This window comes from Flaviramulus sp., from assembly GCF_982512915.1.
In genome coordinates, this window is record NZ_CEWOCJ010000012.1 from 11,744 (window position 1) to 25,370 (window position 13,627).

Annotated in this window: 10 protein-coding genes; 4 read left to right on the forward strand and 6 right to left on the reverse strand. The window is 30.6% G+C overall.

The annotated features are described in order from the left end of the window. Nucleotides 1-56 precede the first annotated feature (56 nt). The gene (locus tag AC1XJX_RS09335) at nt 57-2,270 is read right to left on the reverse strand and encodes an NADP-dependent isocitrate dehydrogenase (RefSeq protein WP_482003711.1); all 2,214 of its coding nucleotides are present in this window, start codon (nt 2,268-2,270) and stop codon (nt 57-59) included. A gap of 851 nt (nt 2,271-3,121) precedes the next feature. Beyond that, nucleotides 3,122-3,472, reverse strand: coding sequence for a 50S ribosomal protein L19 (rplS, locus tag AC1XJX_RS09340; protein ID WP_482003712.1), 351 nt, complete (start codon nt 3,470-3,472; stop codon nt 3,122-3,124). A gap of 263 nt (nt 3,473-3,735) precedes the next feature. Here rplS and AC1XJX_RS09345 point away from each other — a divergent pair, with 263 nt between their 5' ends. After that, complete coding sequence (locus AC1XJX_RS09345) at nt 3,736-3,924, forward strand: hypothetical protein (RefSeq protein WP_482003713.1); 189 nt, start codon at nt 3,736-3,738, stop codon at nt 3,922-3,924. On the opposite strand, the gene trmD is transcribed toward AC1XJX_RS09345, so the two are convergent. From trmD to AC1XJX_RS09360, 3 genes are all read right to left on the reverse strand, one after another. Next, nucleotides 3,921-4,598, reverse strand: coding sequence for a tRNA (guanosine(37)-N1)-methyltransferase TrmD (trmD, locus tag AC1XJX_RS09350; RefSeq protein WP_482003714.1), 678 nt, complete (start codon nt 4,596-4,598; stop codon nt 3,921-3,923). The genes AC1XJX_RS09345 and trmD overlap by 4 nt on opposite strands. Before the next feature lie 100 nt (nt 4,599-4,698). After that, nucleotides 4,699-5,247, reverse strand: a complete 549-nt coding sequence (locus AC1XJX_RS09355) for a hypothetical protein (protein WP_482003715.1) — start codon at nt 5,245-5,247, stop codon at nt 4,699-4,701. Nucleotides 5,248-5,390: 143 nt separating this feature from the next. Further along, nucleotides 5,391-7,784 (reverse strand): alpha-L-rhamnosidase-related protein, encoded by a 2,394-nt coding sequence (locus AC1XJX_RS09360; protein WP_482003716.1) that lies wholly within the window; start codon nt 7,782-7,784, stop codon nt 5,391-5,393. A 161-nt stretch (nt 7,785-7,945) separates the two neighbouring features. On the opposite strand from AC1XJX_RS09360, the gene AC1XJX_RS09365 reads away from it, so the two are divergent. From AC1XJX_RS09365 to AC1XJX_RS09375, 3 genes are all read left to right on the forward strand, one after another. Continuing rightward, a complete protein-coding gene (locus AC1XJX_RS09365) occupies nt 7,946-9,589 on the forward strand; it encodes a CTP synthase (RefSeq protein WP_482003717.1) in 1,644 nt (547 codons plus the stop codon). Nucleotides 9,590-9,663: 74 nt separating this feature from the next. After that, nucleotides 9,664-11,556, forward strand: coding sequence for a membrane protein insertase YidC (gene yidC, locus AC1XJX_RS09370; protein ID WP_482003718.1), 1,893 nt, complete (start codon nt 9,664-9,666; stop codon nt 11,554-11,556). Between the two features lie 112 nt (nt 11,557-11,668). Beyond that, nucleotides 11,669-12,379, forward strand: coding sequence for a toxin-antitoxin system YwqK family antitoxin (locus tag AC1XJX_RS09375; protein WP_482003719.1), 711 nt, complete (start codon nt 11,669-11,671; stop codon nt 12,377-12,379). A 92-nt stretch (nt 12,380-12,471) separates the two neighbouring features. On the opposite strand, the gene AC1XJX_RS09380 is transcribed toward AC1XJX_RS09375, so the two are convergent. Beyond that, on the reverse strand, nt 12,472-13,449 hold the full coding sequence (locus AC1XJX_RS09380) for a fasciclin domain-containing protein (RefSeq protein WP_482003720.1): 978 nt from the start codon (nt 13,447-13,449) through the stop codon (nt 12,472-12,474). Nucleotides 13,450-13,627: the final 178 nt, after the last annotated feature.

Here is a 13,627-nt window from a genome sequence, read left to right on the forward strand (position 1 = left end):
AAAATACGAAAAAAGCTCCTTTATGGAGCTTTTTTGAATTTATGTTTTGAATTTGTCTAGAATACTAAAATACTATTAAAAGTATTACTTGGTCGCATCACTTGGTTAATGAGTGTTTCGTTTGGCTCATAGTAACCACCTATTGTGGTTGGTTTACCTTGAATATCATTTAGTTCTTTTAAAATTATATATTCATTATCCTGTAGTTCTTGGGCTATGGGTGTAAACTCAGCTTTTAAAGCTTCATCTTTATTTTGATTTGCTAATTCTTGTGCCCAATACATCGCTAAGTAAAAGTGACTTCCTCTATTATCTAATTCTCCTACATTTCGAGATGGTCCTTTTTTGTTTTCTAATAGCTTTTCGGTAGCAATATCTAAAGTTTCACTTAAAATTTTAGCCTTCTGATTTTTGTTAACTTCTCCAAAGTGTTCTAAAGATACTGCTATTGCTAAAAATTCTCCTAAAGAGTCCCAACGTAAATGATTTTCTTCTAATAATTGTTCAACATGTTTGGGAGCAGATCCGCCTGCACCAGTTTCAAATAAACCACCACCATTCATTAATGGGACAATAGATAACATTTTTGCACTGGTACCAACTTCTAAAATTGGAAATAAGTCTGTTAAATAATCTCGTAAAACATTACCAGAAACAGAAATAGTGTCTTCTCCTTTAATTAGTCTTTCGCAAGTAAAAATGGTTGCATCAATTGGAGATAAAATTCTTAAATCTAGTCCTGAAGCATCATAGTCTTTTAAGTAAGTATTTACTTTTTTAATTAACTCTGCATCATGAGCTCGTTGTTCATCTAGCCAAAATACCGCAGGAGTTTGAGAAGCCTTAGCTCGTGTTACAGCTAATTTAACCCAATCTTGAATTGGTGCATCTTTTGTTTGGCACATACGCCAAATATCACCAGTTTCAACCTCATGTTGCATTAAAATAGTACCAGAGGCATCAATAACTTGCACTATTCCATCCGAATGGATTTCAAAAGTTTTATCATGAGAACCATATTCTTCAGCCTTTTGAGCCATCAAACCAACATTAGGAACTGTTCCCATAGTTGAAGGGTTAAAAGCACCATTCTTTTTACAGAAATTTATGGTTGCAGAATAAATTCCCGCATAGCTACTATCAGGAATTACAGCTTTTGTATCTTGAAGTTTACCATTAGCATTCCACATTTTTCCTGAGGTTCTAATCATTGCTGGCATAGAGGCATCTATAATAACATCACTTGGAACGTGTAAATTGGTAATACCTTTTTCACTGTTAACCATAGCTATTGCAGGTCCATCTTTAAAAGCCGCATCGATATCCGCTTGAATTTCATTTCGTTTTGCTTCGGGTAATTCTTGGATTTTTTCAACTAAATTGCCAAAACCATTATTAACATCAACTCCAAGTTGTTCTAAAACAGCGGTATGTTTAGTAAAAACATCTTTAAAAAATATTTTTACTGCATGACCAAAAATAATTGGGTCGCTCACTTTCATCATGGTAGCTTTCATGTGTAATGAAAGCAAAACATCTTTAGTTTTTGCATCAGCTACTTGTTCTTCAAAAAAAGTAATTAAAGCTTTTTTGCTCATTATCGTAGCATCAATAATTTCATTTTCTTGTAATGCAAAAGGGTTTTTTAAAATAGTCACATTACTGTTTTTATCTGTATGTTGAATTGTTATAGTAGTTGCTTTTGGAATAGTTACAGATTTTTCATTATGAGCAAAATCACCACTACTCATAGTTGCTACATGTGTTTTAGAATCAGAAGTCCAAGCACCCATTGAATGTGGGTTTTTCTTAGCGTAATTTTTAACGGCTTTTGGTGCGCGCCTATCACTATTTCCTTCTCTTAATACAGGGTTTACAGCACTTCCTTTAATTTTATCATAACGAGATTTAATATCTTTTTCTGAATCATTTTTTGGTTCATCAGGATAATTTGGAATACTAAATCCTTGAGATTGTAATTCTTTAATAGCACTTTTTAATTGTGGTATTGAAGCACTAATGTTTGGTAATTTTATAATATTTGCTTCAGGATTTTTTGCTAATTCACCAAGCGTTAATAAATCATCAGGAACACGTTGGTTTTCAATTAAAAAATCTGGGAATACAGCTAAAATTCTTGCAGCTAAAGAAATATCTCTTGTTTCAATATTAATACCAGAAGATTTTATGAAAGCTTTTACGATTGGTAATAATGAACGAGTTGCTAAAGCTGGTGCTTCGTCAGTTTTTGTGTAAATTATTTTGGACATTGGTGATGATTTTTTGAATAATATTTGTTGGGAAAGCGTATGCATTAACGCTGTTATTTTTTAGCGTTGCAAATATACAAAAAACGACCATGAATAAAACCTAAAACACTAATGAAATTAATACAGAAGAGTAGATTTATTAGAAAATCAAAAAGCATTTAAACCAGTATGAAATAATTAAAAAATATTTAATAAAGGTGATAAAAATACAAAAGCCATATCATAGAAGAATTAACTCTATCATTGATATGGCTTTTTTTGAAATAACATCATGTAACTTTTTGTAGTTATTAAACTAAAGTGGTTTAAAATTTTCTTCCAAGCCTTCTAAGTAATATGCTATTATTTCAAAGAAACATTTAAGAGATTCTCAAAATGTATTGATGTATCACTCAATGTTTCAAATAATTGTTTTTTTGATGTTATAACTAGCTTTTTGTTTACAAGCTAATTTCGTTAATAATATTGCTTGTATAATAACATCAACTTTCGTCTTTGTTACTTTTTAAGCTTTCAATTAAAGGTAATTTTATCATGCTTACACATATTAAATTTTTTTGTAATATCATGGTTAGTTCTTAATCACGCACAAACCTGATTGAAAAAAACATCAAAAAACAATTTAATAAAGAACGTTGCTTTAATAGAATATAATAAAAATTCGTTTTTTGGCGAAACCAATCACAGTTATTATTATTTCTACAACTAAAATATAAATTGAATTTTAAAGCCAAAGAAATTAATATATTAGATATCAGCTATTTACAAACCATACTTATTAACAAAAGTTAATAAAAAAAGCCCTGATTAAGTCAGAGCTTTTAAAAACTGAAAAATCAGTTGTATAATTATTAACGTCTAGCCTCTTTAATTCTAGCTTTCTTACCAGTAAGACCTCTAAAGTAGTAAATTCTAGCTCTACGTACTTTACCACGTTTATTAACTTCAATTTTTTGTAATGCTGGTAAATTAATTGGGAAAATACGCTCAACACCAACAGTACCAGACATTTTTCTTATTGTAAATGTTTCAGAAGTTCCTGTTCCTTTTCTTTGTATTACTACACCTCTAAAAAACTGTGTTCTTACTTTTTCACCCTCTCTAATTTCATAGTAAACAGTGATTGTGTCTCCAGCTCCAAACTCTGGAAAATCTTTTTTCGTTACAAATTCGTCTTGTATAAACTTTACTAAAGATTCCATATCTTTAAATTTAATTATATTAAATCAGAATAACATTCACGATTCTCGCCAGAGGTTAACCCGAAATTGGCTGCAAAAATAACTATTAATTAATAATCTGCAACCTTTTATTTGTATTTTTTTGATGTTTCCTTTTGCACAACAAAAGGTTCGGCTTTACGCTATATCTTTAGCGAAAAGCAAAAGGATGTCGATGCTATCTTTAACACAACAATCGAGTTTAATTATGCTTTTTGTTTCTAAAGTTTTGTAAATTTACTTTCATGGGAATGATGTTTCTTCTTTATAATCCAAAACTTCAGGAATGGCTTGTGCTTTTTGGTGGTATTTTTGTTATTTTTCTAATAGCCTTTTTAGTTACTAAATTTACTAAGTATGGTGGAGGTAGTAATTATGGAATGAAAGGAAAATTTGATGATGATTATCATAATAACTTCGATGATTTTGACTAATCTTCTAATAAATCTGGTCTACGCTCTTTGGTTCTCTGATAAGCTTGCTCTTCGCGCCATTTTTCAATTTTAGGTAAATTACCGCTAAATAATAATTCTGGTACTTTCATACCTTTATATTCACGAGGTTTGGTGTAAATAGGAGGTGCTAGTAAATTATCTTGAAACGAATCTGTTAGAGCAGAGGTTTCATTACCTAAAACACCTGGTATAAGTCTTATAATAGCATCGCAAAGTACCGCAGCACCTAACTCGCCACCAGATAACACATAATCACCAATTGATATCTCTCTTGTTATAAAACGATCTCTTACACGTTGATCTACGCCTTTGTAATGACCACATAATATGATTAAATTTTCTTTTAACGATAATTGGTTAGCGATACCTTGTTTGAGTGTTTCTCCATCTGGAGTCATGTATATAATGTCATTGTAATATCTTTCAGACTTTAAAGTAGAAATACATTTATCTATCGGTTCAATCATCATTACCATACCCGCGCCACCACCATATTGTGTATCATCGATAGATTTGTAATTATCTGAAGTGTAATCTCGTAAATTATGAAAGTGTACTTCAACTAAATTAGCTTCAATAGCACGTTTTAAAATTGAAGCTCCAAAAGGGCTTTTTAGTAATTCTGGTAAAACCGTAATAATATCAATGCGCATGTTTCATCTTTAATTAAAGCAAAGATAATCGAATTGTTTATAATAATTTTAGTAGTCGCGAGTACTTATTAAATTACAAATTTTAAATTTTTAGTAATATTTAATTCTTTTCTAACAACGTTTGATTATAGAATGCAACCCGAGCTGTAAAATACAACCATGTTGTAGCACCAATAAATTTGAAACCTTCTTCAAAAACTTGTGAATAGCTATATTTTATAGGGATATGAGATTGAATTAAATCAGTGAAAATCGATAATGCCAACAATAAACCTGCAAATAAAAAGGCAAAACCTTCAATTTTAAGTATTAGTTTGTAATGTCTTATTAAAATACTTCCTGCAAAAATGGCATAAACAATAAAACAGATTTCTTGTTTGATGTAACGATCATGAATTAAAAAAAAATCATCAATAGCTAACAAAATTGATAATACTCCAGTTAAAAATAAAAGTTCTTTTAGGTTTTTATTGAATTTAAAATCATTTGTTAAAACTGAGAAAAAACTAATAGCTGATGCACTAACCCATAACCAAATTCCTATATTGGAAAGAAAACCGATAAAACTAGATTCTCCGCTTTGTTGTGCTGGGTCTCTGAGAATTTCCATAACTTCAAATCCAGTATATTTCAACCAAAAAAGCGACATGCTATAAAATAATATTGCTGGAATAATAGCTATATAAATGCATTTGTATAATTTTTTTAGGTCTTAAATGTTTTTTAAAAAATTTAGTAGATACATGTCTTTTTGTTTTCAAAATTAAACTAATTTTATTATCATTTTTCTTGTTAATTAAAGCAACTAATGACAACTTTATTCGCTTTTGATTTAAATATAAAGTAATCCGAGTCTTCTGATACATCAATAAGAGATTCATTTACACTGAAATTTTTATATGGGGTTTTAGAGAGTTTAATTTCTAATAACCAATTGGGGTTAATTTGTGTCATTATAAGTACTAATTTTTGATTTGTTTTATTGTATTGAACAGAAATTGAGTTGTCTCCAATTTCAACATTTTCAAGTTTGGCTTCATGCCATGTGGTAGGCATTTGCGGCTGTATGGTAATTCTTTTTTCTGAAGCCATAGGATTGATTCCAAAAAACTGTTGAATAATAGGTATAGCATAGCCATATATATTCCAAGCTTGTGTAATCATACCATAATCTGGCGATACTTCATATATACTACCCGGAAAAGCATAACTAAAGCTTTTAGTCATGCGTTTCATATAATCAAGCGCTTTATCTGGATTTCCGTAGTTGTTTTCAGAGACTATCAAAACACTCGTTGGTAATGTCATGACGGCACCTGTATAAGAAAATTGCTTACTGCCTTTAAAAGAGCCATCATCTGTTTCTGAGCTTTCGTCTCTATCAATTCCAGTAACAAATACACCAAATGGATTTGTAAATTTTTCAGCAGTTTTAAGTGCTTTTTCAGCTTTTTGTGTATCAGCAATTTTCATTTCCATTGGTGTGTTTACAACCCAATTATGATGTAATACAAATGGTTTTAATCCTGAATTTTGATGATTTAAAATATTGTTTTTTGTTTGTTGTAATTCGTTAACAGCCCAAGGTTTGTTTAATGTGTCTGCTCTAATTATAGCATCATCTATTAATTTTAATGCTTGTGCATCTCTTCCAATAAAATCCGCATAAGATTTAAATTGTTCGCTCCAAAACTCATTGTTTATTTTATCCTTAATCGAATAAGCTAATTCATAATATATACTTGCATTTAGGGTGTCATTTAATACTATTGCAATTTTTGAAGCATCATCAAAAGCACGCTGTGTATAAGATGCTACATCTATCATTTCAGAATCCATACCGTGTATCTCCATCATTCCAAAACCATCAGGGAATAAATTTTTATTTTCATCATTGGCATTCATCAACCAATCCAATCCTTTTTTTACGCTTGGGTAATAGGCTTTTAAAAATGCCTTATCGCCATTCCATTTGTAAATTTCCCAAATAAGAGATGTAAATTGTGGTGTTTCATTAATATTTCCATTATTAAAAACGGAACCATTGCTAGACATCTCATGAATAATTTTACCATTTCCATTTATTGCATTAGAGACACTATCCAGTAATTTTATAGTACTGTAGACAGCTTCTTTTTGGCCAATTGCCATGTATCCTTTTAAAGCATATTCACTATCTACACCAAACCACCATGGGTAATCAGGTATTCCGGCTGTAATACCAGTTCCAATTTCTGGTACTGTTCTTATTAACCAATCGCTATTGTATTTTAGCCACTCAAAAGCTTGCTCAATATTTTTGTCTGGAATTGTTAATTTAGATTTTTCCGAGATTGATCGATAACGTTCTTGTTTTGAAACAAAATCATCAAATATATTTTCCTTTATACTTTGGTAAGTATTTACAGCATCTTTTTCAGAATTATATGAACCAGCTATAATGTAATTTATAACTTTTCTTTCTCCAGAAAACAAGAAAACTACATCTTCAATACTACTAGAAATCGTGTTATTTGAAGTTTTATTTTCTTTTATTTCAGACTTGCTTTCAAAGTCTAATTGAGAACCAAAAATAGTATACCAAGGATTTAAACTGTCTTTAATTTTCCAGAAATTATTTTCCTCATCAAAATCAGCTAAATCTTTGCTGTCAAACATATTAGTTCGTTCTCCTAACCATGTTGGGCGTAAATCAGAGTTACCTGTAAATTTCACCTTCATTTTTTTTTCAGCACCAAGATTTTTGATTATTAGTTGTATAACAATACCTTGTTTATTGTCAGGGACGAATTGCCATCGTTCTATTTGAAGTTCTTTTTCTTTCCAATTATATGAATGTTTATTTGAAAAAGGATAGTTGGTGAAAGTCTCTGCTTTATTTAGTTTAAGGGTGTCTATTGTATCAAAAATTTCGATATCAAAACCATCCATTAATTTTATAGGATGATTCCAAATACCACCCATTTCACCTTTAATATGCCAGCCTAAATCCGGAAAACTTCCGTCCTGATGGCCAACCATATAAACTCTATTGCCTGCGGTAACATATGGTGAGTTTAAATATGCTGTTTTGCCAATAATATTTGGTGAATTTTTAGTTAATTGAGCGAAATTTTTTTGTTCCTTTTTTGAGCAATTAAAACAAATTGTTAATAATAAAATAAATAACAGATGTAATACTTTCATTTTTTAATCAATTTAGTTTAGTTGTTGGCTCTAAAATAGGGTATTTAGTCACTAAATTCAAATCTAATAATATACTGTTAAAAACTACTATTTAAATAACTAAAACAATTCGGTAATAACTATTTTAATTTTGTAAATTTGCCTGCGTTTATAAGCGCAACATGACAACGAAAGCAAAATACATATTTGTAACCGGTGGAGTTACATCATCTCTAGGAAAAGGCATTATAGCCGCATCTTTAGCTAAACTTCTTCAAGCTCAGGGTTATAGGGTTACTATTCAGAAATTAGACCCTTATATTAATGTAGATCCTGGCACATTAAATCCTTACGAACATGGTGAATGTTATGTTACTGAAGATGGCGCAGAAACTGATTTAGATTTAGGTCATTATGAGCGTTTTTTAAATGTGCCTACCAGTCAAGCTAATAATGTTACTACAGGGCGTATTTACCAGAGCGTAATAGAAAAAGAACGTCGAGGAGAGTTTCTTGGAAAAACTGTTCAAGTAGTACCTCACATAACTGATGAAATTAAAGAACGTGTTCAGATTTTAGGAAATTCAGGTGATTATGATATTATAATAACAGAAATTGGTGGAACTGTTGGTGATATTGAATCACTACCTTACATAGAAGCTGTTCGTCAATTAAGATGGGATTTAGGAGAACATAACGGAATTGTAATTCATTTAACCTTAGTGCCTTATCTTTCTGCCGCAGGCGAATTAAAAACAAAACCAACCCAACATAGCGTTAAAACACTCATGGAAAGTGGTGTACAAGCAGATATTTTAGTTTGTAGAACAGAGCATCATTTACCTAGTGATTTACGCAGAAAACTTGCTTTATTTTGTAATGTTACAGAGGAAGCCGTAATTCAATCTATTGATGCATCAACAATTTATGATGTACCCAATTTAATGCTTGAAGAAGGTTTAGATAAGGTAGTACTCAAAAAATTGAATCTAAAAAGCTCAAAACCAGATATTTATAAATGGAATCAGTTTTTAAAGCGTCATAAAAATCCAACTTCAGAAATTAATATTGGTTTAATTGGAAAATATGTAGAGTTACAAGATTCATACAAATCTATATTGGAAGCTTTTATTCATGCTGGTGCAGAAAATGAAGTGAAAGTTAATATAGAATCTGTTCATTCAGAATATTTAAATAGCGATAATATTAAATTAAAATTATCTCATTTAGACGGAATTTTAGTTGCACCAGGTTTTGGTGAGCGTGGTATTGAAGGTAAAATAGATGCTGTTAAATTTGTGCGAGAAAATAATGTCCCATTTTTTGGAATTTGTTTAGGAATGCAAATGGCTGTTATTGAATTTGCTAGAAATGTTTTAGGAATAAAAGACGCCGATTCTACAGAGATGAATCCAAAAACTCAAAATCCTGTCATTGATTTGATGGAAGATCAAAAAGAAATAACTAACAAAGGCGGAACTATGCGTTTAGGAGCTTGGGCATGTGATTTAAAAATGGGTAGTACAGTTAGAAATATTTACAAAGCTGAAAGCATTAAAGAACGTCACAGGCATCGTTATGAATTTAATGGAAAATATAAAGCTCAAATGGAAACTGCAGGTATGGTTGCCTCTGGTTTAAATCCAGATACTGGTTTAGTTGAAATTATTGAGTTACCAACTCATCCGTGGTTTATAGGTGTGCAATATCACCCCGAATATAAGAGTACAGTAGCAAACCCGCATCCACTTTTTGTGGCATTTGTTAAGGCAGCAGTTAATTATAAAAAAAAGAATAGAGGTGTCAGTATGACACAAAATAAATAGTGGATAGTTTTTTGATAAGCTATTACAATTCCTGCTTTTTGCAGGAATCTTTTTAATTTATATTTGAAGAATACATGGAAGAAAAAAAATTAGACATTAATTCGGTAATAGGATTTATACTTATTTTCGGAATATTAATGTATATGCTTTGGCAAAACCAGCCAACACCCGAAGAACTTGAAGCTCAAGAAAAAGTAAAACAAGAACAAATAGAAGCTGAGAGAAAGGCTGAAGAATTAGACCAAATAAAAATAACTAAATCTAACGATTTTTTAGTTGGAACAGGTTTAGACTCTTTACAAGAAATTGCTGTAAAAAATAAATTAGGTGCTTTTGCTTATGCCGCTTTAAACACATCTGATAAAGAGATAGTAGTTGAAAGCGAATTATTAGCTTTAAAGTTTAGTAATAAAGGAGGTTATCTTTCTGAAGTTAGACTTAAAAAGTTTGTTGATTATGATTCACTTCCTATTTACTTAATTAAGGATAACAATTCACTTTTCAATTTAAACTTTGGAACTACTGATAGTAGAATTTTAAATACTAAAGATTTACCTTTTAAACCTACAGTAACTAAAAATGGAGATATTACAGTTATTTCGATGAAATTGAAAGTTTCTGAGGCTAAATTTTTAGAGTACAGATACGAATTGAAAGACAACGATTATATGTTAGATTTTACAATTCGTTCTCAAGGATTAAATGATATTATTAATAGCTCTCAAGCTATCAATTTAGATTGGGATTTAAAAGGATATCGACATGCAAAAAGTATTTCTTATGAAAATAGATATACAGATACACACTACGAATATGAAGGAGGAAAAGATGACTATACAGGAGCAAGAGATGCTGATGAAGAAATAGAAGATGTAACCTGGATTGGTTACAAGCAACATTTTTTCACCTCTGTATTATTAACTGATAAGCCTTTTAAAACTGTTCATATCAAAACTGAAAACTTAGTAGAAGACGAAGAAATTGATACGGTTTTTACAAAACAATTTGCTTCTAAAATTCCTTTAGAGTTACAAGGAGGTGAGTTAAATCAAACCATGGATTGGTATTTTGGACCAAGTGATTTTAAAGTATTAGACCAATATGGTAGAAACTTAGACGAAATTGTACCATTTGGGTGGGGTATTTTTGGTTGGATAAACCGTTACATATTCATGCCTTTATTTGGCTTTCTAGGTGGTTTTATGCCTTATGGAATTGCTATTGTAGTGATGACTATTTTGGTAAAAATCTTATTATCGTTTGTGCAGTACAAACAATTCTTATCTCAAGCAAAACTAAAAATTTTAAAACCAGAGTTAGACGCCATTCGTGAGAAACATAAAGATAATAAAATGAAAGCGCAGCAGGAAACGATGGCATTGCAAACCAAAGCAGGAGCAAGTCCTATGGCTGGTTGTTTGCCTGCTTTAATACAGTTACCTGTGTTCTATGCGTTGTTTCAGTTTTTTCCTTCTGCTTTTGATTTAAGACAAAAAAGCTTTTTGTGGGCAAACGATTTATCATCTTATGATGTTGTGGCTAATTTACCTTTTCATATTCCATTTTATGGAAACCATGTAAGTTTATTTCCTCTGTTAGCATCTATCGCCATTTTCTTTTACATGCGATTAACTACGGGGCAAAATATGCAATCGGCACCACAGCAGGAAGGTATGCCAGATATGGCTAAAATGATGAAATATATGATGTATTTCTCTCCAATAATGATGTTGTTTTTCTTTAATAACTATGCATCTGGTTTAAGTTTATACTATTTCATTTCGAATGTTATTAGTATAGGAATCATCTTGGTAATTAAGAATTATATTCTTGATGAAGATAAAATTCATGCTCAAATTCAAGAAAATAAAAAGAAACCTAAAAAACAAAATCGTTTCCAGCAAAAGATGGCAGAAATGATGGAGCAAGCTGAAAAACAAAAACAAGCGCAACAAAAACGTAAATAAATAATTTTATAATGAAATAGAAAAGCTGTCGGATATATTTTGACAGCTTTTTTGTTATAAGAAATTAAAATTTAAAGCGTTAATTAAGTGTAAAATGACAAATTAAAAGCATATGATTAAGATAAAACCAATTTATAATTTTTTGTTTTTTTTTATTACAGTAAGTGTATTTCCTCAAGAAGTTAATCAATTTGATACAGATGGAAAACGCCATGGAATTTGGAAAAAAAACTTTGAGGATTCAAAAGTTTTAAGGTATGAGGGTGCGTTTTTTCATGGAAAAGAAATTGGTCTTTTTAAATTTTATAAAAACATAAAAAATAATCCTGTTTTAACTGCTACAAAAGAATTTAATGAACATGATAATATAGCTTATGTGAAGTTTTTAGCATCTAATGGAAAAGTGATTAGTGAAGGTGAAATGGATGGTAAAATATATATTGGCACTTGGAAATATTACCAAAAAAACTCTGATGAACTTTTAACATTAGAAAACTATACTAACAAAGGACAGCTTATTGGAGAGCGTTTTGTTTATTATCCTAACGGGCAAATTGCTGAAAAGCAAAATTACAATGATGGAAAGTTAAATGGTTCTTCTATTTGGTATTCTGAAAGAGCTGTTATATTAAAAGAATATAATTATGTTAACGGAGAATTGGATGGTTTATCAAAGTTTTATAGTCCTGGAGGAGAGTTAATAACTGAAGGATTTTATAAAAAAGGGAAAAAACATGGCATTTGGAAGTTTTATGAGGATGGTAAACTAACCGAAGAAAAAGACTTTACCTACAAGCCTAAATACACAAAAAAAACTCCTTAATTACTTAAGGAGCCTTCTTTTTCATAGACATTTTTTTGTTTATGGTAACAAGTCATAAACTGCCTACAAAATCAACAAACCAAACTATATTTTTAGTTGCTAGCAGGTAATATAACTTTATCGATTACATGCACAACACCGTTAGTTGCTTGAATATCTACTAAAGAAGTAACAATGTTACTTACTCTGCCATTACCATCAGTTAAAGTAAAAGCTGTAGCATCTGCAGTTATATCTCCACCTAATGTAGGCACTGCACCACTTGTTAATTGAGTAGATTGTACATTAGCATTAACTATATGATTTAATAAAACTGCGTTAATTGTTGAAGTTGCGATATCGGTTAAAGCAGTTACCTCTAATTCAACTAATAAAGAAGCAAAAGCATCATTAGTAGGTGCAAATACAGTAAGAGGACCAGCTTCTCCATCAGATACAGTAGCAATGTAAGGAACCGTAGGCTCTCCTGTATCGGCATAAGCTAAAGCATCAACTAAAATTGATAAAGCAGAATTAGTGGAAGCAAATGTAGCTATTGTAGGTAAATCAATTACTTCATCTATAACATGTACAATACCATTTGTAGTTGCTACATCTGGAATTATTACAGAAGCTGCCCCGTTAAAACTAACACCAGAAGTACCATCATAATAAATACTTAACTTAGTTGTACCCGGACCATCAGCTAACGTATTAGCATATCCAGTGTTTCCAACTAGTGCAGAAGATTGAATATTTGCTCCATCAATTACATGATTTAATAAAATTTGAGTCAAGACATCGTTTGGTACTTGAGATAGGGAAGAGAATCCTTTATCTGCTAAAAAGGCTGTGAAAGCAGCATTAGTTGGTGCTAAAACTGTTTTATCACCAGAAGCAGATAATGCATCTACTAAGCCAGCTTGTACAACTGCATCAACAAGAATACTTAAATCAGCAACAGATTGAGCTGTTTCCACGATGTTTAATGGTCCTTGTAATACTGGAGCATCATCGTCGTCACATGAGTTAAAAGCTATTGTAATAGCAAATAAAAGGATAAACTTTTTGAAGAGATTAATTTTTTTCATTTTGCAAGGTTTTTAATTTGTTTAACAAAAGTAATATATAAATCAACAAAAATCCAAATATTGTTTAATAAATTTAACAAAACTTTAAACATTTTAATTCACAATAACTTTTAACCTTTTCAATAATTAATTCAAACTATTTTATTAATATGTATCTTTGTAGAGTAAATTTATTCTT